Source organism: Nostoc sp. CCY 9925 (assembly GCF_963920935.1).
Taxonomy (GTDB): Bacteria; Cyanobacteriota; Cyanobacteriia; order Cyanobacteriales; family Nostocaceae; genus Nostoc.
This window is the reverse complement of sequence record NZ_CAWUDO010000056.1, coordinates 29535-56290: the sequence shown is the minus strand read 5'-3', so window position 1 is coordinate 56290 and position 26756 is coordinate 29535. Positions and strand designations below refer to the sequence as shown.

The following is a 26756-nucleotide window of genomic DNA, read 5'->3' as shown; positions in this document are numbered from 1 at the left end:
CTGCCTCCTGCCTCCTGCCTTGTCATAACGACAATTTTCAACACCGACCTACTTATAAGTACATGGGTAAGGGCACAACATGTTGTGCCCCTACGATTATCTGTACCTCACTCCTTTACAATCTGCTATTGAGTACAAGTTTGTATAGAACAGCTTACTAACTGAATCGGATTCTGAATTCTCAATTCTGCTAATTAACTGATTATATTTTTCCCTGTTCGCGAAGATAATTTAAAACTATTTCTACACATTGATTGACAGTTTCTTTATGAGTTTTGAGAGTTATATCTGGGTGTAAAGGCGGTTCATAGGGAGAAGAAATTCCAGTAAATTCAGGAATCTCTCCAGCTAAAGCTTTTTTATATAAACCTTTAACATCCCTTGTGATGCAAACTTCCAAAGGAGTATCAACAAAAACCTCAATAAAATTCGGTATTTGAAGTTTGAGTTGTTCGCGGGCATCTCGATAAGGAGAAATTAAAGCCACAACAGTATTAATGCTATGTTTATTTAAAAGTCCACATACAAAACCAACTCTGGCAACATTAGTATTTCTATCCTCATGAGAAAAACCTAAGCCTTTAGAAAGATTAGTGCGGATGACATCACCATCTAAATATTCACATGGAAGTGATAATTGCTCTAATGCTCTGGTTATTTCTATTCCTAAAGTTGACTTTCCTGCCCCAGATAATCCAGTTAACCAGCAAGTGAAACCTGGTGATTTCAAGTTGTTCATATTTTGGAAACTACATTATTATTTACGATCGGAATATTCAATTTGAATTTACATGCGATCGCCACCCCCTTGTTTGGCATAATTAAAGCAGCGATCGCCACTAGATTAACAACGATTATGGGAATATTTGCCTCAGTTTCCCAAAATATTGGGTTAGTCTACCTGAAGCTAATTTCTGTGCGTCTAGCTTCTTTGACAACCTACACAATTTCAGGTTTTTGTCTCTAATACCAAGTCTATTGATTTATAATTACAATAGTTTTCATGTATTGCGACCACAATCTTGTTTCTTCTATTGCGTCCAAAAAAATAATGTGGTTCATTTCCCTGAAAATGGCTTGTAAAATACGCTATTACGAAAACTGATTAGTTAGAATAATGAACGCTGATGTCAGTAATCGCTCCCATCAAAATATTTTGATTCAAGCTATACATACTGCCGTTAAAGGCAGAGCTAGATATAAAGTAAGTGGACTTAGGCATTCTCATAGTCTTAAAAACTACATAGCATCAAGATTATCACAAGATAAAATAATTACCAAATTTCAAGTTAATGATTTGACAGGAAATGTTCTTGTAATTTTTAATCAAGATTTTAGTCCAAATGCGATCGCCTTAATTCTGCAAAATATTGTCTTAGATTACACAAGAAAATTTAAAGAAGTACTTACACCAAAACTTGATATCAACGAAAAGGCTAAAACTTTACCTATATATTCAGTAAACAATCAGCTTATTCAGTTATCTGGGGCTATTTTTTCATTGGCGTTTTGTAGTGCATTGTTACACAGATATGGCCTTGATCGCAGTATTTTGCTAGCAATCCAAAAGGTGCATACCCCACTCCTCGATCAGCTCATGCTGAGTATAACTTTTTTTGGTGAACCACTGGTTTTACTATTAATTAGTTTAGGAGTAGGAATTAATTGGTCATACAATAATCGTCGCTGGCAAGCAACTACTTTGGGTATAACTACAAGTAGTGCGATGGTTTTAATTTATTTGCTGAAAGTGCTTTTTGCTAGGGCGCGTCCAACACTATGGAAGTGGATTATTGATGTTGGTCACCCTAGCTTTCCCAGTGGTCATGCTATGTTGTCTTTAGTAGTTTATGGTCTGATAGCCTATATTTTGGCCAAGGAATCTCCTCAATGGCAGAAGCAAATTTTTACCTTGACTGCTATTCTAATTATTGCGATCGGTTTTAGTCGGCTTTATCTAGGCGTTCACTGGCCAACTGATGTCTTCGTTGGTTATGCTGTAGGTTTATTATGCTTAGTCGCCTGCATTCTTACCTTAGAACTAGAACAAAAATATCCTGCTTATCAGTAAGTTTGTTGCCAATTAATTCAGTGCGATCATTAATGATTACTAATTAAATCAAAAGTAAAAATTAATCCTCAATTTATCTTTTTTGCCTCTTTTATGGTGTTTAATTCAGTAAATTCCCTGTTTGAATATGTATATTTTATTTCAAAGTTAACATTATGTTTATAATTACTGGATTTAAATTAGCTAAACTTCACATTTTAGAGTAGAATTTATTTCTTCACGGTTAATCGATAAATATAGCATTTGTCTTCATTATTTCTTAAATGCAATTTCATTGATTATACCATTGTAGTAACAGCATAAAAAACTGATATTAGAGAAGTACTAGCAGAAACATAGTTTGTTGAATCATGAATAAAAAATGGGCTGTTAAACGATTTACAATCAATCTGGCATCAGAAGAGGCACAGAAGCTTGAGCAATACTGCTCAACTACAGGGAGGCCAGCAACCGATGTCATTCGGGAATTAATTCGCTCTCTTTCTACTAATGACGAAAAAGTTTCTCCAAAATAGAAGGTGTATTGAGCTAGGCAATAGGGAAGATTAATTGCAAAATTACAAACCTCTCTCCTATAAGGAGCTACGGTGTATACACATCTGTGTAGGAAACCAAAATCCTCGTAGATCCTCCTAAATCCTCCTTTTTAAGGAGGACTTTGAGAGGTTTTTGCCCCCCTTTCCAAGGGGGGTTGGGGGGATCAAAAGTCTGGGGAGCAACTGTAGAAGACTTGTGTGTACACCGTAGCCTATAAGGAGAGGGCTTTACAGAACTTATAAATTTTCAAACAAACCTGACATTAGAGAGATCGCATGATTTTTTGCGGCTGTGCCAAACATAGATAAAGGTGTCCAGTCAATAATACCGCTCTAAATTCGTAGATAAGAAGCGATCGTCAGAAAGTTTATCTATCAGGTAGTAGGCAAGTCTCCTTCAGGTAAAATGTTATCTATACTAAGTACCCAAGGTATACCTTTGTCAATTGGAGAAGTAACAGTAATTTTAGCTCTGTTGCTAAACTGTTTTAACTTTTCAGCAAAATAGGGAACAGTTTTCATAATGTTGCGATAACTTTCCATATCGTGACAAATCATAATTAATGTCAGAATGCCACTGTTGATTTGGAAATACCAATGGCAACTAGATAACAAAACGCGTGTTATATTGTCGCACGCGAAGAAAAAGCTTTTTTTAATTGCTTCTTCAAGTTGTCTGAATAGTATTTCACTCACTCTTATTGTTTGATTTGAAGGCAAATCATCTGGAGGTAGACAAGATTTATTCATAGAACTTTAGCCAGCGGCAAAGTACGACAATGATTCTTTGCACAAATATTGCAGAAAAATTCAGCCTTGACATAGAAGTCCTATTTGATTGCGTGAAAAAACTCATCCTCAACCAGAAAAAGCTGATTCCCTACCTGTAGATAGACAATTAATTGCCTATCTACTCGTACTCTCTGATAAGAGCAAATGAGTTCAAAAATCAAATCGGATTGCTATAGCCGATTGTGCAATAAATATGTGCATATTCCTTTAAGTGGAACAGTAATTTTTAGTGAGGCAAAATTTACCCCAAAGAGCGAAATTGGTTGGTTGTGTATTCCTTACGGCTTATATTCTGTGGTCACATAGGTTAGGACACTGTTAATTGCTCTGAGCAATGAAGTAACTGGGTTCACACTCAGTACGGGCTAAACACCCTGCTTCTGCTAACAGCACTTTGCCATAACTCACCTATCAAGCATCAAATCCTAAACCAATTTCTAAAACTGTATTCAGCATTACTTTATGCCAAAAAAGTTGGTAACCCTCTAAATACAAAATAAATTCCTTATTAGTGATAGTTAGGGAGTTTTGAGTCATAATCAATAGCTAAAAAACAATCTTCAGCAAAAAAAATTGCGCTTTGCAAGAAATTTTGCACAATATGTGATATTGTTGGAATATAGGGAATCAAAACAGCGAAAGCACAGTTATATTGTCCAAGAGAAATAATATAAATTCAAAGACCATGCTTTCGCCTTGACAGATTTAGTTAGATCCGCTATTGCTTTTTGAACTGTTGTGATTGTAGGTTGTGCGTCTATGATTTACCTATAGGCGAGAGCCACTGAAAACTAGTATTCACAACGCGAATAACTTTGCAAACAGCATCTCTGCATTGCACAGTCTATGCCGAGGTCAGGCACACATCGCTGGGATGCACCTTTATGATTTCTAGACTGGTGAGTATAATAAGCTAATCGTCATTCATTTTTTCAGAGTGGTTCGCTTGTAGTAACCGGCTCTATCCCTGGTTTTATGCAACTTAAATGATCATTAGCTTACCCCATTTTTTCGAGATGTTCTAGCAGGAAGAGAAGGAGTTTTAATCGCTCTCGGTGTTTGGGAAGAGGGACTTTTAGTCAAACCTGATAAGCTGATGGTAGTCAGAAAACTGACTGATTTAGTCGGTACACGCTTACTTTTGGGACAAAAACTCGAACAGCAACAGATACCGTTTTAGCGAATGTCTAGAGTAGATTGCAATTATGGTTGGTTGTGTAGCTTAAGGAAAAACTCTGCGTAAATTTGAATTCCTGTTGCAATCATTCTTAATTCCAATCTTGAAACCCTGGGTAACTCTGGCTTTCTTAATTTTGACCCTTCTCTGCGAGACGCTACGCGTAGCTTGGTTCTCCGTAGGAGTACGACTCCGCTCATGGTTAATTTTGAATGCGTGAATTTTGAATTGGTATGAAGCCTTGCTTCCTTTTAATTTACAACAAAGTATCGCTACTGATGTAGCCTAAGAATTTCAACTTTATTATCAGCATTAATAGAGTTATGAATACAATTAAACTCACAGAAAAATTTGAATCAGCTTTAGTCTATGCAACTCGTCTTCATGCCAATCAAACACGCAAAATTAGCGGTGTTCCTTACATATCACATTTACTGAGTGTAGCAGCTTTGGTAATAGAAGCTGGCAGGGCGGCCGCATCATGTCAACAAGCAAAGTCTATTCTCAATAGAACTAAAATTAATGTCATTAACTCTTGCTTATTGCGAAAATTTTAGGCGATCGCTTTGGGGCTTAAAAAATAATCAAGCGCGAAATCCTGATTTTTTCGTTGGTTTTTAACCTTCGTTGTGATCAAGAGTAATTTAGATGCGTTTGCCCTGTAGAAGCTGGTGGAAGTGAAGAAGAAGCGATCGCAGCTCTATTACATGATAGTATCGAAGACCAAGGCGGTAAAGTCACTCGTGAAGATATCCGTCAACGTTTTGGCGAAATAGTAATAGCAATAATTGATGGCTGTACAGAGTGGGATACACCTCCCAAACCCCCTTGGCTAGAACGGAAACAGCGGTATTTAGAAAACCTGCGCCATGCATCACCATCAGTAAGGCTGGTATCATTAGCAGACAAATTGCATAATGCTAGGTCGTTATTAGCAGATTGGCAACAACGGGGAGATGCCATTTGGGTTGAGTTTCATAACAGCAAAGAAAAGACTTTGTGGTTTTACCAGTCACTAATTGAAGTTTATCATCAAACAGGTAATGATTGGATGACACAAGAACTCGAACGAATTGTTAACCAATTAAATTTAGGTTAGTTGGCGTTGCTGAATTAGGGGATGAAATCTGAGGTACTCAAATGTGAAACTCTTTATTTTCTCTGCGTATTTGCGCCTCTGCGTGAGACAATTTATCCCGCATTTATGCAAGGCCGGTTAGTTTGTTGACTTCATATAATTTAATTTAAACTCGAAGTTTGCCGTCCACCTAAACGTTGCCCTGATGGTGTAGGTAAAACATTCACAGAGATAGTTGCATAAACACCCTGTTTTTGGCCAGCTATAATTAGACGAATAAAGTCTCCTAAACCTTCAACCAATCGAGCATTACGTAAAACACCACAATCCACTGGTAAAAATCCAATTTCTTCTGTAAGTCCCATCACTATTTTTTTGGCTTGCTCATCATCTCCTGCCACAAAAACAGAAACGCCGTAATTTTTCAATGGTTCAGGTGCTAATTCAAAAACTTCCTGCGCCATAGTATTAAAAGCTTTTACCACCTGCGCCTGGGGTACATCTTGAGCAAGCTTTTCAGCTAGAGATTCTACTATTGGAGCATAAGCAAATCCTTCAGGAATCTCCTGATTATTACAATCAATAATAATTTTATTGTCGAGAACTTCAGAATGAGAAAGCAGCTGTTTGGGCATAACGTTACGTGCTGTCCATAAAATTACATCAGCAAACGCCGCCGCCTGTTCGTTAGTTCCGCCTTGGGTTCGGCGTCCAGCGAACTCTGCCGTTGCTTTTCCTTTTTCGGCATCACGGGAGCCAAAAAACACTTCATGTCCCTGCTCTGCCCAGAGAATACCTAGAGAGCGTCCCATGTTTCCACTACCAACAATTCCAATCTTCATGAATTAACCCTGATTACACCGTAGATTGTGAAGAGACTATAGTTAAGGCAGGTGAAGTAGCCACAAAGCAATTATGACCACCAACTTACCTGTAGTTACAGAGATTGTACCAATTGTTTTGCAATTGCAACCCGCGATCGCTATGACCAACGAACAATTTTACGACTTTTGTCAGCTAAACCGTGATTTTCGCATCGAACGCAATGCTGCTGGAGAATTAGTGATTATGCCCCCTACTGGTTCCGAAACCGATGAACGCAACTTTAACTTAGTTGGGCAGTTGTGGGTGTGGACTGAAGAATTTGAGTTAGTGGCACAAGTTAATTCAACTACATCTGTGATTAGTCAGCCTCTAACTATTAGCCATGAAACTCAAGTAGCAACTCCAAGCAAAAACTCTACAGTTAAAATAAACACATATAATGATGTTTCATCTATTAAAAATCAAGCTTCAAATCAACCTCAATCAACATTTAGTCAACTTGCAATCTACTATTTTTGTGGAATTAGTTTAATAATTGGTACTTTGTTGAGTTCATCAACCTTGGGCAATCCAGCTGTCACTTGGTTAATCATTATATTTGTTCTAGCTTGTTTAGTTCGCTATCTCTACACCACAAGGTCGAGGATTTATAGCTAAATATTCACAGCAAACAATCGAAGAACAAGTGAAGCAGCAAGCAAACGCTCTAGCAAAATCAGAAAGAATAATACAAATAGAAAATCTGGTAACTAGCGGTTTATTGGATGCAGGTGAACAAGTTGTATTCTCTCAAATAGCTACTTACCGGGGTGGAGTTCGTGGTTATCCAAACTCTGCTCAAAGCTGCGGATTGGCATTTGTTCTTGACCACTCCTTCGTATTCTACGATAAAGATATGTATTTTAAAGTCCTATATGAACGAGTGATTGAAGCTAAACTTGATTTCTTTGAGCTTGGGGGTGTTCGTGGATTTTTAGCTCTTGGTGATGTAGGACGCCAGCTTCAACAAACTAAAAATACCTTGGAATTGTCTTATCTCGATGGGGATAATACTGAACGCAGTACAAAATTTCAGATTAATGACGCTCTTACCATACCAGGTGAAGCAGAAAAGGCTAGGGAATTTCTCAACTATCTTCTTGAATTTAAAGGGCAATTTTTAAGCTATTCATCTCAAAATCTGTCTGATCCTCTATCTAAAATAGAAAAATTGAAAAAATTGAGAGACCAAGGAGCTATTAGTGAGGATGAATTTGAAGCGAAGAAACGCAAACTACTTGAACAGTTATAAGAAAATATTTATAGAGAAATTCTGCTGATGTTGTTTGGAGGTGTGATCGCACTCAGCGTTAAACTAGAAAAAGCAGTGCGAACGCTCTATCAAAATAAAACACCATGAAGACCAAAACCTTGACTGCCATTCTTCACAAAGAAGAAGATATGTATGTTGCTGAATGTCCTGAAATCGGCACAGTTGACCAAGGTGAAACAATTGAAGAAGCTCTTGCTAATCTTAAAGAAGCTACAAGGCTATACCTAGAAGAATGTCCTTTGCTCGACACTGATACTAATCCTAGATTTGTAACGAGTATAGAGGTCAGCTATGCCTAAATTGCCAAGGATATCAGGCAATGAGGCGGTTCGTGCATTAGAGCGCTTAGGATTTATTCAAACTAGACAAACTGGTAGTCATATTGTATTTAAAAAACCAACTCCCGAAGGAGAAATTGTTTGTGTTGTACCACTCCACCGCGAGTTAAAAGTTGGTACACTCAGTGGTGTTCTTAAGCAAGCAAAAGTCACACCTGAAGAATTTATAGAAAATTTGTAACGGCTTTGCAGCTATCCTGGGGGAACGCCTAAAGCGAATGCATAACACAAAAAAAATTAGGACTGAGAAATAAATCTCAGCCCCGAAAAAAAGCGGGCTAACCGCTAATGCCTGGTTAACCCGTGCAGCTTTGGGAACGCGCAGAGAAATTGTTATTGCAATACCAACTTCACATTGGCGTTTTGTAGACCGCGCTGTTTTACTTCAGCCAAGGTCTTGTTAACAGCATATTTTTGGTTAATAGAGTTGATCAACTCGGTTTGGTTGTGCTTCTTAGCAACGCCCCACAGGTCAGCGATTAGGTCAAAAGAACCATCGCTGTTGCGAGACCAGCCGAGGTCATATTCGCCTTCCAATACGGCAACGATATCGGAACGAACGCGCTGACCGTTATAACCACGTACATCAGCTTCAGTTTTTACGCTGATACCGAGGTCGCGCAAGGAAGCTTTGAGGATTTCGGCATCGGTGATCTTGGTACGCAGGGTGCTAAAGTGAGACATTTGGGTTTCCTCCAATGAGAAGATTGAGAAATACGACAACGGTTTGTTTTGGACGAAGCCGCACTTAGCAGGAGGCGGCTTTTTTCATAACTGCTAGCACTAAAGCTAGCCTTTCCCCCTGGGATGGCAGAGGAAAGCTTTTAAAACTCCATTCGCTGATATTCAGCAACGGAGGATGCTGCGGGACGCGCTCGCTGTCTGGCCCAATCTCTCAGAGCCGTTACTTGTTCTTGCATCGTTCGAGACAGCGGCAATGTTGCCTTCAGCGCAGCAATAATATCTAGTTGTGTGAACTCCCGATCTTGGGCAAAAGCTTCATACATTGCCGCAACGATCGCTTGCTCAATTTCTGCCCCAGAAAAGCCATCGGACATCTTAGCTAATTGCTCAAGGTCAAACCTAGAGATGTCTTCACGACGCTTGGTTAAGTGAATATTAAAAATATCTTGGCGTTCTTCTGGAGTTGGCAAATCCACAAAGAAAATTTCATCAAAGCGTCCTTTCCTCAAAAATTCCCCAGGTAACCGTTCAACTCGGTTCGCGGTTGCCATTACAAACACTGGAGATTTTTTATCTTGCATCCATGTCAGGAAAGAACCGAAGATTCTACTTGAAGTCCCGCCATCAGAATCGGAGGAACCTCCACTACCAGCAAAGGATTTATCCAATTCATCGATAAACAAAATTGCTGGGGAAATAGATTCTGCTGTTTTTAGGGCGTTACGCAAGTTTGCTTCACTTCGTCCCACCATCGAGCCGTCGTAGACTCGCCCCATGTCCAAGCGCAACAATGGTAAACCCCACAGGCGAGAAGTAGTTTTGGCTATTAATGACTTACCGCAACCTGGAACCCCTAGAATTAACATCCCTTTTGGTTGAGGCAAACCATATTCTCTCGCTCTTTCTGTGAAAGCGTTAGAACGTTGCTTGAGCCATCTTTTCAACTCTTCTAACCCACCTACAGCATCAATGGTTTCATCTTCTTCAATGTACTCTAAGATACCATTGCGCCGAATTAGTTGCTTTTTCTCAGACAAAACGATATCTACTTCATCTTCCGTCAAACGCCCCGTAGTTACCTGCGCCTTTCGGTAGACTTTTTCAGCTTCATCTTTGGTTAAACCCAAAGCTGCTCTGAGAAGTTTTTCTCTTGCCTCTGTTGTCAAACGCCGCCCACGATATTGGTCTATGTGATAAGTCAGTACTTTATTCAACTCAGCCATATCTGGCAAGCGAAAGTCCAGAACTACAACTTCCTTTTCTAGTTCTATTGGTACTTGTTGCATCGGCGACATCAAAATGATGTTCTTCTGCGTACCTTTAAAGCTAGCGATCGCATCACGTAACGATCTCGTGGTTGCAGGCGCATCAATAAAAGGATGTAAATCTTTAAGAATAAATATACTGGGTTCTTTTTGCCGGATAATCCACTCAATCGCCGCTTCTGGAGATACGGTATTGTGTTGGGTGACATTCCGGGGTTGACCATACTCCACAATGCCGTGTGTCACTGTCCAAACAAATACTCGGCGCTGGGGCTTTAACAACTGGGCAGTCGTAGAAATTGCTTGCTCAGCCCGCTCTTCCTCGGAGGTCACAAGGTAGATTAAAGGGTATTGAGCTTGAATTAGGATATTGAGCTCTTCTTTCATACATCGACCTTCTCGAGACCTTATAGAGACAGTAGAGACATTGCTTTGGTAAAGGCAACCGAATGATGAATTATTCATTCATCATTCCTATCTAGCAAGGAACCAACTCTTCCTCACCCTTGGGATGGGTTTCATCTTCATCCATTTCATCAATGGAAAGATGTTCTTGACCAACTACTCCTGGTTGATTACCCAAAGTAACCAGTTCCCCATCACGTAAGACTAGTGAGCTATTACAAGTTGGGCATGAATAAATTCTGTGAGTCCGCCCAAAAGATGAAGCTTCCACTTCATCAACTAAATCTGAATTAGACAGGTAAAAAACGAGGGCACGTTCGGCAAGTTCTGACATTGGTTCGCAATCGACTGCTGAACGAATCTTCAGTTTTCTGTGCAACTCTGGCGATAAATACAAAGTGACCTTTTGCTTAGTTTGCGTTTGCATATAACTCTTTAACGGTCTTACCCGGGTATGTATATCACGTTATCGATTCTTCTATTTCTTGTCAAGACAGCAAAACGTTTTGACGGTAATTTCGTTACATTTATTTACATATTAGACTTAATTGCTGTTTGAAGTAGTGACATCGTTGCCAAATTGAGTTAATTATGAAACGGTTATCTGGGTTGAACCAGATTTAACCAGCAGCAGTAGCCTAGCTCTAGAGAGCGGATAGAGATTTGTGTTTTTGGTACTTCTATAAAAATCAGTAAATTTGGCAAAAAATGTAATAATGACTACTGCTAAAGTTAAAACCTCTTGTTTGACACAAAAAATTTATAGGCTTGGTTTTGGCCTTAGCCCAGCTATTGCCCTGTTGATAATTGTGTGGGGTTGCACAGCGACTGATTTGAACGTTGAAGCTATTACCTGGACAACTTATAGCAACTCTCGTTATGGTTTTGAGTTTCCATATCCAAGTAATTGGACTTCCCTAGCAGCTCCAGAAAACGATGATGGAATTGGGTTTATTGCACCCCAGAACAACTCAGTGGAAATTCGTGGGTGGGCAAGTCATCAGCTACCAAATTCGATGATTAAAGATCGTGAGTCTGGGAAAAACATAAAACCCAACTTTCAGACTGCCCAAGGAATATCTGGGGTACTGGTTGTAGAAGTCGATCGCCAAGCAACTTCAATGACACTGACACTAACTCAGAATCAAGTCAAATACCACTGGCAAGGACGAAGCAACAACAAAGAATTTCCAAATTACTACCGTTTGTTTTATTACATTGCCCAGCAGTATCGAATTCCCAAGTCTTGAGTTATGGGGCAATGGGAAGTGTGGGGAGTGTGGGGGAGATTATAAAAAAGCTTCCCACCCTTCCGACCCCTCCTACACTGGCAATGCCCAAGACTTCGACTTACCTCGACTTCTCTACGAGACGCACTCGCGTTCGCTACTTCGGCTTGCTTCGGCTTTGCTCAGCACAAGTCGCTCAGTACAAGTGCCCAATGCCCAAAATCCACATCTCTCTCAGAATGATGATTAAGAGGGGACATAAACCTGATAGATTTAGCTATCAGCGAGTAAAAACTGGTGAAGATGAAAGTCCTGGTTATTGGTGGCGATGGGTACTGCGGTTGGGCAACTGCTCTTTACCTTTCCAATCGAGGTTATGAAGTTGGAATTTTAGATAGTTTGGTGCGGCGGCACTGGGATAATGAACTGGGTGTTGAAACTCTCACGCCGATCGCACTAATCCAGCAACGCCTCCAGCGCTGGCAAGATTTGACTGGTAAATCTATCGACCTGTTCATCGGCGATATTACTAATTACGAGTTTCTCAACAAAGCATTACATCAATTTCAGCCAAATGCTATAGTGCATTTCGGCGAACAGCGCTCAGCTCCATTTTCGATGATTGACCGCGAACATGCAGTTGTCACCCAGGTAAATAACGTAGTTGGTACGTTGAACTTACTGTATGCTATGCGGGAAGATTTCCCAGATTGTCATTTGGTGAAGCTGGGGACAATGGGTGAATACGGTACGCCCAACATCGATATTGAAGAAGGGTACATCACCATTGAACACAATGGACGCAAGGATACTCTACCTTATCCCAAGCAACCTGGTTCGATGTACCATTTAAGCAAAGTCCATGATAGTCATAACATCCACTTTGCTTGCCGGATTTGGGGATTGCGGGCAACAGATTTAAATCAGGGTGTGGTTTACGGCGTCTTAACCGAAGAAACGGGGATGGACGAATTATTGATTAATCGGCTGGATTATGATGGCGTGTTTGGTACAGCACTGAACCGCTTTTGTATTCAAGCAGCGATTGGACACCCCCTCACCGTTTACGGTAAAGGTGGACAAACTCGCGGATTTTTAGATATTCGGGATACAGTCAGATGTGTGGAGTTAGCGATCGCTAACCCTGCCGAAGCTGGTGAATTCCGCGTATTTAACCAATTTACCGAACAATTTAGCGTCGGCGACTTAGCATTACTGGTGAAAAAAGCTGGGAATGCAATGGGATTGAATGTAGAAATCAATCACCTAGATAATCCCAGAGTCGAGAAAGAAGAACATTACTTCAACGCTAAAAACACCAAATTGCTGGATTTAGGTTTACATCCGCATTTTCTCTCTGATTCTTTACTTGATTCTCTGCTAAACTTTGCAATCAAGTATCAGAAACGAGTTGATAAAAAACAAATTCTGCCCAAAGTCTCTTGGCACAGAAATTAGAGTTTTCCCTACGTGCGGCTGATAACAGAACCTTATTTAACTCAAGTCAATAACTGGCCAAAAACTGGTCGCCATATCCTAGCACAATATGACGACCAGTCAATTGTTGTTTATCAAGCATATCGTCCAGCTATTGGTAACTTCGCCGCCACCTATGGTTATTTTGGTGGTGAGTTCAGTTTTGAGCGCATGAGTTGGATCAAACCTAACTTTCTTTGGATGATGTATCGTTCCGGATGGGGTAGAAAAATTGGTCAAGAGGTAGTGTTAGCTATTTAGATTAAGCGTTGGGCTTTTGATGAAATTTTAAAGGCGGCTGTTCATTCTAGCTTTGTTCCAGAACTTTATCCCAACACAAGTGCGTGGCAAACAGCACTAAAGCACTCACAAGTTCGCTTGCAGTGGGACCCAGACCATCACCCATCTGGGACAAAATTAGAACGACGGGCTATTCAGTTAGGGTTACGCTCTCAAGTGCTAGCTGCTTACGCCAAAGATTGGATTGTGAACATAGAGGACATCTCAGACTTTGTACAAAAGCAGCGGCAAAACATTAAGTCTGGCTGTGAACAATTGATTACACCACGGGAGATAGTTTACTCTGTTTTTGATGTCGAAACCCAAGAAAAGCTGGGATTATCTGCCTGGACTGAATAGTTTTTTATGAGAATTGCTCTATTCACCGAAACCTTTTTGCCCAAGGTTGACGGCATTGTAACGCGCCTGCGCCACACCGTTGATCATCTACAACGCAATGGTAATCAAGTGCTGGTGATTGCCCCTGATGGAGGCATTACAGAACACAAAGGCGCTAAAGTTTACGGCATTACTGGCTTTCCTCTGCCATTGTATCCAGAACTAAAAATGGCGCTTCCCCGCCCAGCCATTGGTTACGCTTTAGAAGAGTTTCAGCCAGATATTATTCATGTCGTAAATCCAGCCGTTTTGGGTTTATCTGGCATATTTTATAGCAAAATGCTCAAAATTCCCTTAGTGGCGTCTTATCATACCCATTTACCTCAGTACCTCCAGCATTACGGCTTAGGTATGCTAGAAGGGCTGCTTTGGGAACTGCTTAAAGGCGCTCATAATCAAGCAGCTTTGAATCTGTGTACCTCCACAGCTATGATGGAGGAACTGTCAGCACACGGTATTGAACGGGTAGATTTATGGCAGCGTGGGGTGGATACGGAATTATTTCATCCCGATTTAGCTAGTCTAGAAATGCGATCGCGTCTATCGCAAAATCATCCAGAGAGTCCCTTACTACTTTACGTTGGCCGTCTTTCCGCTGAAAAAGAAATTGAGCGCATCAAACCAATTTTAGAAGCAATTCCCGAAGCACGATTGGCATTGGTTGGCGATGGCCCGCACCGCCAAGCATTGGAAAAACACTTTGCCAGCACAAACACCTATTTTGTTGGATATCTCATGGGGCAAGAGTTAGGTTCTGCCTTTGCTAGTGCTGACGCCTTTATTTTTCCTTCCCGAACAGAAACACTAGGTTTAGTACTACTCGAAGCAATGGCAGCTGGTTGTCCTGTGGTAGCAGCCCGTTCTGGAGGAATTCCTGATATTGTTACAGATGGTGTAAATGGATATCTTTTTGACCCAACAACAGATGTTCAAGGAGCATTTTCCGCTACTGTCCGCCTCTTAGAAGAGAAACAACAACGAGACATCATCCGTCAAAATGCTCGCCGGGAAGCAGAAAGTTGGGGTTGGGCAGCTGCCACTTCTCAGCTACAAGATTACTATCAAAAGGTGGTATTTTCTCAACAGTTGACAAAATAGGGGAGTAGGGAGTGGGGGGAGCAAGGGAGATGAGGGAGATGAGAGAGTAGGGCAGCAGAGGGGTAGAGGGGATGAGGGAGTATGGGGGGAAAGATTTCTTCCCCATCCTCCCACACCTCCCACACTTCCAATGCCCCATGCCCCATACCCAATGCCCAAAATCTAAAATCTAAAATTTAAAATTTAAAATTTCCATGACACTTCCTAACCCTGGTAGCGTCTTGGCTACATTAACTGAACTAACTCAAGTTAATCGTACTCACGCCCTACTGCGTCGCGTTAAAGATTTATCTGTTAATGAATTTGTTTGCTTACTCGACTTTATAACAGCTGAGTTCCAGCAATTTCTCAGAGCCATTGAACTAATTAATAATGAAGCTCTAGAAACTATGTTGGAGAAAGTCCTAGAAGCAATTACACTCAAAATTGGCCAAATCCTGCAAGCAGAAAACACAGCTATTTTTTTAGTTGACCATGACAAAGGTCAACTTTGGTCAAAAGTTCCCCAAGATAATTCTCAAAAGTTCTTAGAAATTCGTACTCCCATTACAGTGGGTATCCCCGGTCATGTTGCTAGTACGGGTCAATATCTAAATATATCTGAAACTTATACTCACCCGCTATTTAGCCCAGAATTAGAAAAACAAATGGGCTACAAAATTCATAATATTTTATGTATGCCAGTTATTAGTAGCAAAAACCAAACCGTGGCGGTGGTGCAACTAGCTAATAAAACTGGCAATATTCCATTTAATTATGATGATGAAGAACGTTTTCGAGATTTTGCTGCTTCTATTGGGATTATCCTGGAAAGCTGCCAATCTTTTTATGTAGCCGCCCGCAATCAAAGAGGCGCAACAGCTTTGTTGCGGGCAACTCAGACACTAGGGCAAAGTTTGGATTTAGAAGCAACTTTGCAAATAGTCATGGAGCAAGCTCGAATTTTAATGCAAGCAGACCGCAGTACGCTGTTTTTATATCGTAAAGAAATGAGCGAACTCTGGACGAAAGTGGCGGCAGCAGATGGCACAAATTTAATAGAAATTCGCATTCCCGCTAACCGTGGTATTGCTGGGTATGTCGCTTCTACTGGTGAAGCTCTAAATATTCCCGATGCCTACAAAGACCCCCGTTTTGACCCAACTACAGATAGAAAAACTGGGTATGTAACTCGCAATATTTTGTGTTTACCAGTCTTTAATTCGGCAAATGAATTGATTGGTGTAACCCAATTAATTAATAAGCAACAAAGCAGTTTTACTGCCTCGGATGAAGAGTTTATGCGGGCTTTTAATATCCAGGCGGGAATTGCTTTAGAAAATGCTCGACTGTTTGAAAATGTGCTGTTAGAAAAGCAGTATCAAAAAGATATTTTGCAGAGTCTTTCTGATGCTGTAATTTCTACAGATATGGCAGGAAAAATTGTCACAATTAATGATGCAGCTTTAGAATTATTGGGTTGTACCATTGGAGATGCTAATACCAAAAGCAACAAGCTTTTGTGGGAACAAAATTTGATTGGTCGCCGAGTTTGGGAAGTTGTGCCGATTGAAAATCTGCAAATGCGGTTAGAAGATAGTTTAAAAACTGGAGCTAAACATTACGTACCAGAGCAAATTTTGATTGTGGGATTGTATCAAGTTACGAGTGCTGTTAGCGATAACGGGGCGTTTAGCCCGTCCCCAGTTTTGAATTTCACTCAGGAATCGCTACTCAAAACTCAGTACTTAAGTTTAGCAGTACGCGATCGCCACAACCCCGATATTTTTATTCCCTGGAATCAACCCCTGACTCCCCAATCTCAGTTTCTCACATCCGATCGCGTGCAAATATTAGAACGCAGTATCAATCTCACCGTTAATCCCCTAACTAACCCAGAAGGCGGTGTCCGTGGTGGTTTGGTGGTATTGGAAGACATCAGTCAGGAAAAACGCATGAAAACTACCATGTCCCGCTACCTGACGCCCCATGTAGTCGAACAAGTTATGGCTTTGGGGGAAGATGGCTTAATGGTAAGTGAACGTAAAGAAGTAACCATCTTATTTTCTGATATCCGAGGCTACACAACACTTACGGAAAATCTCGGTGCAGCTGAAGTGGTATCGCTGCTAAATCAGTATTTTGAAACGATGGTAGAGGCAGTTTTTAACTATGAAGGCACTCTGGATAAATTTATTGGTGATGCTTTAATGGCGGTATTTGGTGCGCCGCTACCACTTACAGAAAATCATGCTTGGAGGGCTGTACAATCGGCCTTGGATATGCGACAACGCTTAGAGGAATTTAACCAACGACGAATTGTCCAAGCACAGCCAGAAATCCGTATTGGTATTGGCATTAGTTCTGGAGAGGTCGTTTCGGGTAATATTGGTTCTCGCAAGCGGATGGATTACACCGTAATTGGCGACGGCGTAAATTTGAGTTCGCGCTTGGAAGGAGTAACCAAGGAATATGGTTGTGATATTCTTTTAAGTGAATTTACTTATCAACTTTGCAGCGATCGCATTTGGGTGCGCCAGTTAGATAAAATTCGAGTCAAAGGGAAACACCAGGCTGTAAATATCTACGAGGTAATTGGCGATCGCACTACTCCTTTAGATGCCAACACTCAAGAATTTTTATTTCACTATCATACTGGACGTTCAGCTTATTTATCACGTAACTTCTCGCAAGCGATCGCTTGTTTTGAAGCTGCTAAACGCATCAAATCCAAAGACCAAGCTGTGAATATCCATCTACAACGTGCTTGTAATTACCAAGAAACGCCCCCTCCAGAATCTTGGGATGGTGTTTGGACAATGATTGCTAAGTAGTCGTGAAGGCTAAAGCGTTACTAAGAGTCAAAAAATGCTTTTTCTGGGTTGGACTTTGGACTGTTGACTCTTAACTAACTTGTCAATCTTGAACCTCTCCCTGGCCATCCTGAAATGGATCTTCACCGATTCTCAGCTCTTTTTTTGAGCGTTTCAACTGCTTCCATAAATCCTTTATTTGGTCGTAAGCCTCATCTGGAGCCATTTTTCCACCTGTTTCTAAGTTGCAAATATAGCTTACTTTTTGAGCAAATTCCTGTAGATTTGCATTAAAAACCAAGTTTTCTGGCTTTACTTGACCGTAGTAGCGACCACGAGGATAGATAAAATCATCTTTATTCACTATTTTTCTCTCCATTTATTAAATTCCTCTTCTGTTTGAATATTGGAAGCTGAATCACTAGCTACCCCCTTCTTTCTGCATTAGATTGGGGGAACCGAATCATTGAACTCCATTTCCAACCGGTGATGCGGGAATTGGTCGATTCAGATATTGAAACTAGAAGATAAAGCTTAAAAGACTTTCACGGTAAATTTTACAAAGAAAGCTCCTGCTCAAGTGACTAGAGAGAATATTTAATTTTTTTCCAATTGTCAATTTATATCATCTTAATTTAAGAAATTCCGATTGTAATAAACTTCGCTAAAAACCCTTATTGTATAAGTATTAATATATACTAATACTCAAAATAATTTTCTTTGCAAAAATAATTACAAATAAACTGTAAATCAATAAGTCACACACGAAAAACTTACTACTTACTAAACCCAATTGTCTTCTGTTAAAAGTTAGAGATCAAGTTCTGAATCTTCAGTAATCAGCTCCTGTCCACTAACTATTCACCCAAAAACCAAAGTCTTACAGCTATTTTCACGTTTATAGACCACGATTGAGTCCAGGGACAAAGGAACCAATCAATTTTGGATTTTGGATTTTGCAAAAAATTTGAGCGGAGGTTTCCTCAACTCAAAGCTTTTCAAGAGAGATTTTTACTTCAATCGAAAATCCAAGTTTCGCTCTCAGCGTATCTTTGGTGCTTTTAAACTCACTAAAGCTGCCTTGGCAGAGCACTGTTTCCGGCGCTTAGTGCCCAGTCCCCAGCCCCGAATGGCTAATGGTTAATAACTAAAGATAAAATGGTGAAGCCTCAAAGGACAAACAAAAATTGTCCATCGCCTACAACTTTATCTGCCACCATGTCTGTTAATTCCAAGCTATACGAAGGCAAAGCGAAAATTCTTTACACAACGGACGATCCAGAAGTCTTGTTGGCTGATTTTAAGGATGATGCCACAGCATTTAACGCCCAAAAGCGTGGCAGTATTCAAGGAAAAGGAGAAATTAATTGCAGCATTTCCAGCCAGCTTTTTAAACAGTTAGAGGCAAATGGTATAAAGACTCACTTTATCGACAGCCCTACCCCTAATCAGATGCGGGTGAGAGCAGTAAAGATTTTGCCTTTAGAAGTAGTGATTAGAAATATTGCTGCTGGTAGTCTGTGTCAGCAAACAGGGTTACCAGTGGGTACAATTCTGAAACAGCCTTTGGTAGAGTTTTATTACAAAAACGACCAATTAGGAGATCCTTTGTTGACACGCGATCGCCTGTACCTGCTAGAACTAGCCACGCCGGAACAAGTGAATGCAATCAGACATCTAGCATTGCAAATCAACGACTTTCTCAGTGGCTTTTGGCAGCGGTGCGGCATTACCCTAGTGGACTTCAAACTAGAATTTGGTTTGGACTCACAACAGCAGTTGCTCTTGGCAGATGAAATTAGCCCCGACACCTGCCGTTTGTGGGATACCGCAGAACAAGACTCAAACCGCCGGGTAATGGACAAAGACCGCTTCCGCCGAGACTTAGGAAATGTAGAGGATGCCTACCAGGAGGTTTTACAGCGAGTACTAAAAGCAGTAGATAGTAATAATTAAAAAATTGGGAAAAATCTATTAAACTCGTGTGGATCGTCATTTGTCCTTCGTCTTTTGTGAAAAACTAATGACCAATACTTCAGTTTCTCTACGAGACGCTACGCGTAGCTTGCTTCCCCGCAGGGGTACGCTCAGTACAAGTGACTAATGACTAATACTTCGGGGCTTAGCTCAGTACAAGTAACTAATGACTAATTTGTGATGGTGTGTGTGGTTGTGAAGAGGAATCATAAGTAAAATGCGTTTATCTCCCGTATTGCTGACAGCAGTAGCAATTGCAGTGCCTTTGGGCGGCTCACCGAGTGCAAATGCACAAATCGCCGACAGTTCAAAACAGACAACAGAAGTTTTGACACTAGAAACAAATCAACAGCCAGAAAAAGATACTGGTCAGGTTGACTCTAGTCATAATGTAGAATCTCGACTTAATGTCACAGAGGTTGCAGAGGCGGAACATCTCCAGTCCCGCGTTGTGGCAGTTTTCCCTGGTAAAAAAACAAAAGCAATCGCCATACCAGAGGTAATAGTGCCAACCTTCACAACAGCAACAAAGGCACAAATCCCTCAAACTAATACCAGTATTGCTCAACAGCCATCTCCGGCTCCAGACATTCCACCCCCAGATATTCAACAACCAACGCCTTCGCCAACTCCTGAGACTACTCCAGTCCCAGGCAATTTCGATCCCCCTGCAACAGAACCTGTATTACCCACAACTCCCGAAGATACTCAACAGCCATCTTCCACTCCCGACATTCCACTTCCAGATAGTCAACAACGAACACCAGCCCCAGCCCCAAGTACTACTCCGCAAAATACACAACCTGGCGCAGCCCCAGCCCCAGGCACTACTCCGGAAAACACACAACCTGGTGCAGCCCCAGAAGCTACCGATCCCCGCGTACTCGTCTCGGAAGTACTCGTGCGATCGCAAACTGGGCAACTAGCACCAGAACTGGAAGAACAAGTTTACAGAGTCATTCGTACCCAACCAGGACGAACCACAACCCGCAGCCAATTGCAAGAAGATATTAACGCCATCTTTGGTACTGGCTTCTTTTCCAACGTCCAAGCAGCACCAGAAGACACCCCGTTGGGAGTACGGGTGAGCTTTGTTGTACAGCCCAACCCCGTTTTGAGTAAGGTACAAGTGGAAGCCAATCCTGGCACTGGTGTTCCCTCAGTACTACCATCTAACACTGTGGATGAAGTATTTCGCGAACAGTATGGTAAAATACTGAACCTGCGTGACTTGCAGGAAGGAATCAAACAATTAAACAAGCGGTATCAAGACCAAGGTTACGTACTAGCCAACGTCATTGGAGCGCCCCAAGTCTCTCAAAATGGAGTTGTTACCTTACAAGTAGCAGAAGGGGTAGTGGAAAACATCCGAGTCCGGTTCCGCAATAAAGATGGTCAGGAAACAGACGAAAAAGGACAGCCAATTCGAGGACGCACGCAAGAATACATCATTACACGAGAAGTAGAATTAAAGCCAGGACAGGTATTCAACCGCAACACAGTCCAAAGAGACCTACAGCGCGTGTATGGACTAGGACTGTTTGAGGATGTGAATGTCTCTCTTGACCCTGGTACTGACCCCAGCAAGGTAGATGTAGTAGTGAATGTGGCTGAACGTAGCAGCGGTTCGATTGCCGCTGGGGCAGGGATTAGTTCTGCTAGCGGACTTTTTGGTACAGTTAGCTATCAACAGCAAAACCTGAACGGTAGAAACCAAAAACTAGGAGCAGAGGTACAGGTGGGAGAAAGGGAACTGCTGTTTGACCTGCGGTTTACCGATCCCTGGATTGCCGGAGATCCTTACCGGACTTCCTACACAACTAATCTCTTTCGCCGTAGTTCCATTTCGCTGATTTTTGATGGTCAAGATCAGGAGATTAGAACTTTTAATCCAGATAATCCCACAGATACAGAGGCTCAAGATCGCCCCCGTGTTGTTCGTCTAGGTGGTGGTGTAACTTTTACCCGTCCCCTATCCTCCAATCCTTACAAAAGTTCAGTTTGGACTGCCTCAGCTGGTTTACAGTATCAACGAGTTACCACTGATGATGCTGATGGCAACCGCAGAACAACAGGAGCATTATTTGACGATAATGGTAATCGCATCAGTCCAGAAGAAGTTCCACTCAGCTTCTCTGGTACAGGTCAAGACGATTTATTACTCTTACAACTAGGGGCACAGCGCGATCTCCGTAATAATCCCCTCCAACCCACTAGCGGTTCTTATCTCCGCTTCGGGATCGATCAGTCAGTACCCATAGGACAAGGTAATATTTTACTTACCAGATTACGCGGTAGCTACAGTCAATATTTCCCCGTACAATTAATTCGCCTCAGCAAAGGCGCACAAACCCTAGCATTTAACCTGCAAGCAGGAACTGTCCTTGGCGACTTGCCCCCCTACGAAGCCTTTACCATTGGCGGTAGTAACTCGGTTCGGGGTTACGAAGAAGGAGCATTAAGCAGTGGACGCAGTTATGTGCAAGCATCGGTTGAGTATCGGTTTCCAGTTTTTTCAGTAGTTAGTGGCGCACTATTTTTTGATATCGGTAGTGACTTGGGAACTACTACCAGACCGGCTGAAATACTAAACAAAAACGGTACTGGTTACGGTTATGGCGTCGGCGTTCGTGTCCAGTCTCCCTTAGGACCAATTCGTATCGACTACGGTCTCAACGATGACGGTGATAGCCGCATTAATTTCGGTATTGGCGAAAGGTTCTAATTGGGCATTGGTGAATAACAAATGACTAATGAGAATTCTCTTTTGAGATTAGCTTGCTAATTTTGACGTTTGCCTCAATACTGTTCCGATAAAGGGATTAACGACATTTGTGAGCAAATATCAGGGGTTTTACCAAAACAGACTAACTATGAACGATACTCAACGAAATATATTGACTTTTCGGCTATGCAACAGCACACTCTAGCAGCCCCAATCACCCAAACTGGAGTGGGACTGCATAGCGGTGTGACTACACAAGTGCGGATACTACCAACCCAGGATAGTAGTGGACGCTACTTTGTTAGGGTAGATTTACCGGATATGCCAATAATTCCAGCCCAAGTTGCGGCAGTTAATCACACTGTTCTCTCAACTCAATTGGGGAAAGGAGAGGTATATGTTCGCACAGTAGAACATTTGTTAGCAGCGCTTTCGGCTATGGGTGTAGATAACGCCCGCATTGAAATTGATGGGTCAGAAGTGCCACTTTTGGATGGTTCGGCAAATGTGTGGGCAGCTAACATCGCCCAAGTTGGCTTGGTATCACAAATGATTGATAACCGTGAACCCTTGGCTATTAAAGAACCAATATGGGTTTATCAAGAAGATGCCTTTGTATGCGCCCTCCCGGCATCCGAAACCCGTTTTAGTTACGGTATCGATTTTGACCTGTCTGCCATTGGTAACCAATGGCATAGTTGGTCACTAGCGGCTGAACCAGGAGATGCTTCTGCTAGCTTTGCTACGGAAATTGCTCCTGCTCGTACTTTTGGGTTATTGCATCAAATTGAACACTTACAAAAAACAGGGTTAATTAAAGGTGGTAGTTTGGATAATGCACTGGTTTGTGGCCCTGAAGGTTGGTTAAATCCACCATTAAGATTTGCAAATGAGCCAGTCCGTCATAAAATCTTGGATTTAGTAGGAGATTTAAGTTTACTAGGAAATTTTCCTGTTGCTCATTTCTTAGCGTATAAAGCCAGCCACAATTTACACATTCAACTGGCTAAGAAAATTTTAGATTTGGGATTTTGCGAAAAGTCGAGCCACTGCGTTGCGGGGTTCCCCCCGTTGTAGCAAGTGGCGTCGGAGCCTCGGCTTCCGGCGCTCTGTTAGCGCAGCGTTAGCGACGTAGGAGCGTCACTTTTCAAGACAGATTTTGGATTGGAGTCTGAATGCTGAAAATCCTAGATTAATAAGGGTTTCAATGTACGCCTACTAACATTACCAGATTACAAATTAACTACACAGCTAATGTCAACCCTTACTCAAGTGAATAGCAGCGATCGCACTACACCTGTATCTACCGAAAAACAGGGCACAAATGAGACTACAATCACATCTGAGATTAAAACAACTTTCACACCTGAAGAAATTCAGCAACTGCTACCCCACCGCTACCCATTTTTACTTATAGACAAAATCATTGACTACACCCCAGATAAAAAAGCTGTTGGCATTAAAAATGTCACAGTTAACGAACCCTGTTTCCAAGGTCATTTTCCGGGACGACCACTGATGCCAGGAGTGCTAATTGTCGAAGCAATGGCACAAGTCGGGGGCATTGTCTTAACTCAAATGTCTCAGGTTGAAGGTGGACTGTTCGTTTTCGCTGGTATCGATAAAGTCCGCTTTCGTCGGCAAGTCATACCGGGAGATCAACTAGTAATGACGGTGGAACTGTTATGGGTAAAACAACGTCGTTTCGGTAAAATGCAAGGTATTGCCGAAGTTGATGGTCAACTCGCTTGTGAAGGTGAATTGATGTTTTCTTTAGTTAACTAAAAGTTTGCTTTCGTGGTACGGGCATAGCCGTGAACTGCCCTACTGAATCCTGACAAGGATAACAGTTAAAAAAAAAATCCACAACAGCATCTTATAATTTCTTGATTTTCGCCTCTCTCACACTCAACTTGCTTGCCCGACACTTTCGTTCACTGAAATACTCATGCTCAGCAACGCCAGTCGCCTCAATGGAATGGCAGTCGCTACAACTCTGTAACTAGAGCAAGGCGCTACCTGAGAAACCCCCGTTCGCGCTGGCTTATTTAAGACAGTTCTGGAGATTCACCCTTGAAAACGCTTATTCATCCAACTGCTGTAGTTCATCCCAAATCGGAACTCCACCATACAGTGCAAGTCGGTGCCTATGCTGTGATTGGAGCGCATGTCAAAGTCGGCCCTGAAACAATTATTGGCGCTCATGTGGTGCTAGAGGGACCTTGTGAAATTGGGGCGGGAAATCAAATTTTTACAGGAGCAGCCATCGGCATGGAACCCCAGGATCTCAAGTTTGTGGGAGAACCAACCTGGGTCAAAATTGGTGATAACAACTTGATTCGTGAGTACGTGACCATTAATCGTGCCACTGGGGCTGGTGAAGCGACAGTGATTGGTGATGGTAACCTGCTCATGGCTTATGTCCATGTGGCTCATAACTGCGTTATTGAAGACCAGGTAGTGATTGCCAACTCTGTGGCGTTGGCAGGTCATGTACATATAGAGTCGCGTGCAAGGCTGAGTGGGGTTTTAGGCGTCCATCAGTTTGTGCATATTGGCAGACAAGCAATGGTAGGCGGTATGGCACGTATTGACCGGGATGTAGCTCCATATATGTTGGTAGAGGGAAATCCGGCGCGAGTACGAACCCTCAACCTTGTGGGACTCAAACGGTCTGGTATGGACGCAGCAGATTTACAAATGCTGAAAAAAGCCTTCCGCATTCTCTACCGATCTGATTTGTCCTTCAAGGATGCCTTGGAACAACTGGAATTGTTAGGGGATACTGAAGAGTTGCAGCATCTGAGGCGCTTCCTGCTACTTTCTCAAATGCCAGGAAGACGTGGCTTGATTCCAGGGAAGGCGAAAAAAGGCGCAAGTGATGAATCGTGAGTTAGGTAGAGACGCGATTAATCGCGTCTCTCTACATGAGTTAGGAGTTGGAAGTTATGAGTCGATCAATTAAATTTTTTAACTGCTAACTCCTCACTTTTAATTCCTCACTCTGAACTTTTAACTCCTAAGTTGAATTATCAAATGCGGATATTTATCAGCACTGGCGAAGTATCTGGCGATTTGCAAGGGTCGCTGCTAATTACAGCACTCAAGCGTCAAGCTATGGCGATGGGGTTGGAATTGGAGATTTTGGCCCTGGGTGGCGAAAAAATGTCGGAGGCTGGGGCAACTCTACTGGGCAATACTAGTAGTATTGGCTCAATGGGTATTCTGGAAGGGCTGCCTTATGTTTTGCCGACTCTCCAAGTGCAACGACGGGCGATCGCTTACTTAAAACAAAATCCACCAGACTTGGTAGTTCTAATTGACTATATGAGTCCAAATCTGGGGATTGGTACTTTTATGCAACAAAATTTACCACACGTGCCTGTGGTGTACTACATTGCTCCCCAAGAATGGGCTTGGTCATTGAATTTGCGTAACACTAGCAGACTTGTCGGTTTCACAGACAAATTATTGGCCATTTTTCCAGAAGAAGCCCGTTACTATCGTCAGCAAGGAGCAGAAGTTAGTTGGGTGGGGCATCCTTTAGTTGATCGGATGCAAGATGCTCCCAGCCGGGAAGCGGCGCGTGCAACACTGGGGATTGCGCCAGAACAAATTGCGATCGCTCTACTCCCCGCCTCTCGTCGCCAAGAATTAAAATATCTTTTACCAATCATTTTTCAAGCTGCCCAAACTATTCAAGCTAAATTACCCGAAGTTCATTTTTGGATTCCCCTGTCTCTAGAAATCTACAGGCAGCCAATTGAGGAAGCAATTGAGCGTTACGATTTGCGGGCTACAGTTCTATCAGGTCAACAAAAGGAAGTTTTTGCTGCTGCTGATTTAGCCATTAGCAAATCTGGTACTGTCAACTTAGAACTTGCCTTGTTAAACGTGCCGCAAGTTGTAATTTATCGCCTAAATCCCATGACTGCTTGGATAGCTCGTAAATTCCTCAAAGGTTCTATAACTTTTGCATCGCCACCTAATTTGGTAGTGATGAAGCCGATTGTGCCAGAATTTTTGCAAGAGGAAGCCACACCAGAGAATATTATTCAAGCAGCGATGGAATTGCTAATCAATCCAGTTCGCAGACAGCAAACTTTGGCAGATTATCAAGAAATGCAGCGTAATTTGGGAGAAATTGGCGTGTGCGATCGGGCTGCTCAAGAAATTTTGGCAATGTTACCGGCGAGTGGGGAGTAAAGAAAATGAGGAAGCAGAGGGATCGAGAGACACAAAGGAGAATAATAATTCTTAACTCCTAACTCTTGTAGAGACGCGATTAATCGCGTCTC

The 26756-nt window shown here is 42.0% G+C and carries 27 protein-coding genes and 2 pseudogenes; 21 read left to right on the top strand and 8 right to left on the bottom strand.

Features of this window, described 5'->3' with window-relative positions; all coding sequences use genetic code 11:
- Positions 1-202: 202 nt before the first annotated feature.
- Positions 203-739 (bottom strand): adenylyl-sulfate kinase, encoded by a 537-nt coding sequence (gene cysC / locus ACM0OY_RS24775; RefSeq protein WP_414571477.1) that lies wholly within the window; start codon positions 737-739, stop codon positions 203-205.
- Between the two features lie 3 nt (positions 740-742).
- Here cysC and ACM0OY_RS24770 point away from each other — a divergent pair, with 3 nt between their 5' ends.
- From ACM0OY_RS24770 to ACM0OY_RS24760, 3 genes are all read left to right on the top strand, one after another.
- On the top strand, positions 743-967 hold the full coding sequence (locus ACM0OY_RS24770; RefSeq protein ID WP_414571476.1) for a hypothetical protein: 225 nt from the start codon (positions 743-745) through the stop codon (positions 965-967).
- 150 nt (positions 968-1117) lie between these two features.
- Positions 1118-2071 carry a phosphatase PAP2 family protein gene (locus ACM0OY_RS24765; RefSeq protein WP_414571475.1) on the top strand — a complete coding sequence of 318 codons (954 nt, stop codon included), beginning with the start codon at positions 1118-1120 and terminating at the stop codon, positions 2069-2071.
- Positions 2072-2421: 350 nt separating this feature from the next.
- Positions 2422-2586 (top strand): CopG family transcriptional regulator, encoded by a 165-nt coding sequence (locus ACM0OY_RS24760; protein ID WP_414571474.1) that lies wholly within the window; start codon positions 2422-2424, stop codon positions 2584-2586.
- 396 nt (positions 2587-2982) lie between these two features.
- On the opposite strand, the gene ACM0OY_RS24755 is transcribed toward ACM0OY_RS24760, so the two are convergent.
- The gene (locus ACM0OY_RS24755) at positions 2983-3357 is read right to left on the bottom strand and encodes a hypothetical protein (protein ID WP_414571473.1); all 375 of its coding nucleotides are present in this window, start codon (positions 3355-3357) and stop codon (positions 2983-2985) included.
- A 453-nt stretch (positions 3358-3810) separates the two neighbouring features.
- Positions 3811-3936 (bottom strand): hypothetical protein, encoded by a 126-nt coding sequence (locus ACM0OY_RS24750; protein WP_414571472.1) that lies wholly within the window; start codon positions 3934-3936, stop codon positions 3811-3813.
- A 963-nt stretch (positions 3937-4899) separates the two neighbouring features.
- Here ACM0OY_RS24750 and ACM0OY_RS24745 point away from each other — a divergent pair.
- The gene (locus ACM0OY_RS24745) at positions 4900-5133 is read left to right on the top strand and encodes a hypothetical protein (RefSeq protein WP_414571471.1); all 234 of its coding nucleotides are present in this window, start codon (positions 4900-4902) and stop codon (positions 5131-5133) included.
- Between the two features lie 122 nt (positions 5134-5255).
- A pseudogene (locus ACM0OY_RS24740) lies at positions 5256-5675 on the top strand (HD domain-containing protein); the annotation flags it as partial.
- 140 nt (positions 5676-5815) lie between these two features.
- Here the strand turns inward: ACM0OY_RS24740 and ACM0OY_RS24735 are convergent.
- Positions 5816-6496: an NADPH-dependent F420 reductase gene (locus tag ACM0OY_RS24735; RefSeq protein WP_414571470.1), complete on the bottom strand. Its 681-nt coding sequence runs from the start codon at positions 6494-6496 to the stop codon at positions 5816-5818.
- 73 nt (positions 6497-6569) lie between these two features.
- Here ACM0OY_RS24735 and ACM0OY_RS24730 point away from each other — a divergent pair, with 73 nt between their 5' ends.
- From ACM0OY_RS24730 to ACM0OY_RS24715, 4 genes are all read left to right on the top strand, one after another.
- Positions 6570-7136, top strand: a complete 567-nt coding sequence (locus ACM0OY_RS24730; protein ID WP_414571469.1) for a Uma2 family endonuclease — start codon at positions 6570-6572, stop codon at positions 7134-7136.
- A 28-nt stretch (positions 7137-7164) separates the two neighbouring features.
- Complete coding sequence (locus tag ACM0OY_RS24725) at positions 7165-7770, top strand: SHOCT domain-containing protein (protein ID WP_414571468.1); 606 nt, start codon at positions 7165-7167, stop codon at positions 7768-7770.
- Positions 7771-7874: 104 nt separating this feature from the next.
- Complete coding sequence (locus ACM0OY_RS24720) at positions 7875-8090, top strand: type II toxin-antitoxin system HicB family antitoxin (RefSeq protein WP_414571467.1); 216 nt, start codon at positions 7875-7877, stop codon at positions 8088-8090.
- Complete coding sequence (locus ACM0OY_RS24715; protein ID WP_414571466.1) at positions 8083-8310, top strand: type II toxin-antitoxin system HicA family toxin; 228 nt, start codon at positions 8083-8085, stop codon at positions 8308-8310. The genes ACM0OY_RS24720 and ACM0OY_RS24715 overlap by 8 nt, the downstream gene beginning before the upstream one ends.
- A 152-nt stretch (positions 8311-8462) precedes the next feature.
- On the opposite strand, the gene ACM0OY_RS24710 is transcribed toward ACM0OY_RS24715, so the two are convergent.
- The 3 genes from ACM0OY_RS24710 to ACM0OY_RS24700 form a co-directional block, all read right to left on the bottom strand.
- Positions 8463-8813, bottom strand: coding sequence for a DUF1257 domain-containing protein (locus ACM0OY_RS24710; protein WP_015136553.1), 351 nt, complete (start codon positions 8811-8813; stop codon positions 8463-8465).
- Positions 8814-8953: 140 nt separating this feature from the next.
- Complete coding sequence (locus tag ACM0OY_RS24705; RefSeq protein WP_414571465.1) at positions 8954-10465, bottom strand: AAA family ATPase; 1512 nt, start codon at positions 10463-10465, stop codon at positions 8954-8956.
- 91 nt (positions 10466-10556) lie between these two features.
- A complete protein-coding gene (locus ACM0OY_RS24700; RefSeq protein WP_414571464.1) occupies positions 10557-10910 on the bottom strand; it encodes a hypothetical protein in 354 nt (117 codons plus the stop codon).
- Between the two features lie 289 nt (positions 10911-11199).
- On the opposite strand from ACM0OY_RS24700, the gene ACM0OY_RS24695 reads away from it, so the two are divergent.
- The 6 genes and pseudogenes from ACM0OY_RS24695 to ACM0OY_RS24670 all read left to right on the top strand — a co-directional run bounded on the left by ACM0OY_RS24695 (position 11200) and on the right by ACM0OY_RS24670 (position 17777).
- Entirely contained in the window at positions 11200-11733 is a 534-nt protein-coding gene (locus ACM0OY_RS24695) for a hypothetical protein (RefSeq protein WP_414571463.1), read from the top strand.
- A gap of 83 nt (positions 11734-11816) precedes the next feature.
- Positions 11817-12092 carry a hypothetical protein gene (locus tag ACM0OY_RS24690; RefSeq protein ID WP_414571462.1) on the top strand — a complete coding sequence of 92 codons (276 nt, stop codon included), beginning with the start codon at positions 11817-11819 and terminating at the stop codon, positions 12090-12092.
- Positions 12016-13170 carry an NAD-dependent epimerase/dehydratase family protein gene (locus tag ACM0OY_RS24685; RefSeq protein WP_414571461.1) on the top strand — a complete coding sequence of 385 codons (1155 nt, stop codon included), beginning with the start codon at positions 12016-12018 and terminating at the stop codon, positions 13168-13170. Before ACM0OY_RS24690 ends, ACM0OY_RS24685 begins: the two co-directional genes overlap by 77 nt.
- 12 nt (positions 13171-13182) lie before the next feature.
- Positions 13183-13827 (top strand): annotated as a pseudogene (locus ACM0OY_RS24680) (DUF4291 domain-containing protein).
- Positions 13828-13833: 6 nt separating this feature from the next.
- Entirely contained in the window at positions 13834-14964 is a 1131-nt protein-coding gene (locus tag ACM0OY_RS24675; protein ID WP_414571460.1) for a glycosyltransferase family 4 protein, read from the top strand.
- 194 nt (positions 14965-15158) lie between these two features.
- Entirely contained in the window at positions 15159-17777 is a 2619-nt protein-coding gene (locus ACM0OY_RS24670) for a GAF domain-containing protein (protein ID WP_414571459.1), read from the top strand.
- Between the two features lie 82 nt (positions 17778-17859).
- On the opposite strand, the gene ACM0OY_RS24665 is transcribed toward ACM0OY_RS24670, so the two are convergent.
- Positions 17860-18135 carry a hypothetical protein gene (locus ACM0OY_RS24665; RefSeq protein ID WP_414571458.1) on the bottom strand — a complete coding sequence of 92 codons (276 nt, stop codon included), beginning with the start codon at positions 18133-18135 and terminating at the stop codon, positions 17860-17862.
- Between the two features lie 839 nt (positions 18136-18974).
- Here ACM0OY_RS24665 and purC point away from each other — a divergent pair.
- The 6 genes from purC (at position 18975) to lpxB (ending at position 26664) form a co-directional block, all read left to right on the top strand.
- The gene (gene purC / locus ACM0OY_RS24660; protein WP_414571480.1) at positions 18975-19712 is read left to right on the top strand and encodes a phosphoribosylaminoimidazolesuccinocarboxamide synthase; all 738 of its coding nucleotides are present in this window, start codon (positions 18975-18977) and stop codon (positions 19710-19712) included.
- Positions 19713-19950: 238 nt separating this feature from the next.
- Positions 19951-22458 (top strand): BamA/TamA family outer membrane protein, encoded by a 2508-nt coding sequence (locus ACM0OY_RS24655; RefSeq protein ID WP_414571457.1) that lies wholly within the window; start codon positions 19951-19953, stop codon positions 22456-22458.
- 186 nt (positions 22459-22644) lie between these two features.
- Positions 22645-23535 (top strand): UDP-3-O-acyl-N-acetylglucosamine deacetylase, encoded by an 891-nt coding sequence (gene lpxC / locus ACM0OY_RS24650; protein WP_414571456.1) that lies wholly within the window; start codon positions 22645-22647, stop codon positions 23533-23535.
- Positions 23536-23712: 177 nt separating this feature from the next.
- Entirely contained in the window at positions 23713-24243 is a 531-nt protein-coding gene (fabZ, locus tag ACM0OY_RS24645; protein WP_414571455.1) for a 3-hydroxyacyl-ACP dehydratase FabZ, read from the top strand.
- 288 nt (positions 24244-24531) lie between these two features.
- Complete coding sequence (gene lpxA / locus ACM0OY_RS24640; RefSeq protein ID WP_190959468.1) at positions 24532-25350, top strand: acyl-ACP--UDP-N-acetylglucosamine O-acyltransferase; 819 nt, start codon at positions 24532-24534, stop codon at positions 25348-25350.
- Between the two features lie 144 nt (positions 25351-25494).
- On the top strand, positions 25495-26664 hold the full coding sequence (lpxB, locus tag ACM0OY_RS24635) for a lipid-A-disaccharide synthase (RefSeq protein ID WP_414571454.1): 1170 nt from the start codon (positions 25495-25497) through the stop codon (positions 26662-26664).
- The last annotated feature ends 92 nt before the right edge of the window (positions 26665-26756 follow it).

What these genes read in the sequence shown, in the direction of transcription:
- fabZ (WP_414571455.1), top strand. Translation starts at nt 23,713, where the DNA reads ATGTCAACCCTTACTCAAGTGAATAGCAGCGATCGCACTACACCTGTA.
- ACM0OY_RS24735 (WP_414571470.1), bottom strand. Translation starts at nt 6,496, where the DNA reads ATGAAGATTGGAATTGTTGGTAGTGGAAACATGGGACGCTCTCTAGGT.
- ACM0OY_RS24705 (WP_414571465.1), bottom strand. Translation starts at nt 10,465, where the DNA reads ATGAAAGAAGAGCTCAATATCCTAATTCAAGCTCAATACCCTTTAATC.
- ACM0OY_RS24720 (WP_414571467.1), top strand. Translation starts at nt 7,875, where the DNA reads ATGAAGACCAAAACCTTGACTGCCATTCTTCACAAAGAAGAAGATATG.
- ACM0OY_RS24670 (WP_414571459.1), top strand. Translation starts at nt 15,159, where the DNA reads ATGACACTTCCTAACCCTGGTAGCGTCTTGGCTACATTAACTGAACTA.
- ACM0OY_RS24760 (WP_414571474.1), top strand. Translation starts at nt 2,422, where the DNA reads ATGAATAAAAAATGGGCTGTTAAACGATTTACAATCAATCTGGCATCA.
- ACM0OY_RS24700 (WP_414571464.1), bottom strand. Translation starts at nt 10,910, where the DNA reads ATGCAAACGCAAACTAAGCAAAAGGTCACTTTGTATTTATCGCCAGAG.
- ACM0OY_RS24730 (WP_414571469.1), top strand. Translation starts at nt 6,570, where the DNA reads ATGACCACCAACTTACCTGTAGTTACAGAGATTGTACCAATTGTTTTG.
- cysC (WP_414571477.1), bottom strand. Translation starts at nt 739, where the DNA reads ATGAACAACTTGAAATCACCAGGTTTCACTTGCTGGTTAACTGGATTA.
- ACM0OY_RS24665 (WP_414571458.1), bottom strand. Translation starts at nt 18,135, where the DNA reads ATGGAGAGAAAAATAGTGAATAAAGATGATTTTATCTATCCTCGTGGT.
- ACM0OY_RS24655 (WP_414571457.1), top strand. Translation starts at nt 19,951, where the DNA reads ATGCGTTTATCTCCCGTATTGCTGACAGCAGTAGCAATTGCAGTGCCT.
- ACM0OY_RS24710 (WP_015136553.1), bottom strand. Translation starts at nt 8,813, where the DNA reads ATGTCTCACTTTAGCACCCTGCGTACCAAGATCACCGATGCCGAAATC.
- ACM0OY_RS24750 (WP_414571472.1), bottom strand. Translation starts at nt 3,936, where the DNA reads ATGACTCAAAACTCCCTAACTATCACTAATAAGGAATTTATTTTGTAT.
- ACM0OY_RS24675 (WP_414571460.1), top strand. Translation starts at nt 13,834, where the DNA reads ATGAGAATTGCTCTATTCACCGAAACCTTTTTGCCCAAGGTTGACGGC.
- ACM0OY_RS24695 (WP_414571463.1), top strand. Translation starts at nt 11,200, where the DNA reads ATGACTACTGCTAAAGTTAAAACCTCTTGTTTGACACAAAAAATTTAT.
- lpxB (WP_414571454.1), top strand. Translation starts at nt 25,495, where the DNA reads ATGCGGATATTTATCAGCACTGGCGAAGTATCTGGCGATTTGCAAGGG.
- ACM0OY_RS24755 (WP_414571473.1), bottom strand. Translation starts at nt 3,357, where the DNA reads ATGAATAAATCTTGTCTACCTCCAGATGATTTGCCTTCAAATCAAACA.
- purC (WP_414571480.1), top strand. Translation starts at nt 18,975, where the DNA reads ATGTCTGTTAATTCCAAGCTATACGAAGGCAAAGCGAAAATTCTTTAC.
- ACM0OY_RS24745 (WP_414571471.1), top strand. Translation starts at nt 4,900, where the DNA reads ATGAATACAATTAAACTCACAGAAAAATTTGAATCAGCTTTAGTCTAT.
- ACM0OY_RS24690 (WP_414571462.1), top strand. Translation starts at nt 11,817, where the DNA reads ATGCCCAAGACTTCGACTTACCTCGACTTCTCTACGAGACGCACTCGC.
- lpxC (WP_414571456.1), top strand. Translation starts at nt 22,645, where the DNA reads ATGCAACAGCACACTCTAGCAGCCCCAATCACCCAAACTGGAGTGGGA.
- ACM0OY_RS24685 (WP_414571461.1), top strand. Translation starts at nt 12,016, where the DNA reads ATGAAAGTCCTGGTTATTGGTGGCGATGGGTACTGCGGTTGGGCAACT.
- ACM0OY_RS24715 (WP_414571466.1), top strand. Translation starts at nt 8,083, where the DNA reads ATGCCTAAATTGCCAAGGATATCAGGCAATGAGGCGGTTCGTGCATTA.
- ACM0OY_RS24765 (WP_414571475.1), top strand. Translation starts at nt 1,118, where the DNA reads ATGAACGCTGATGTCAGTAATCGCTCCCATCAAAATATTTTGATTCAA.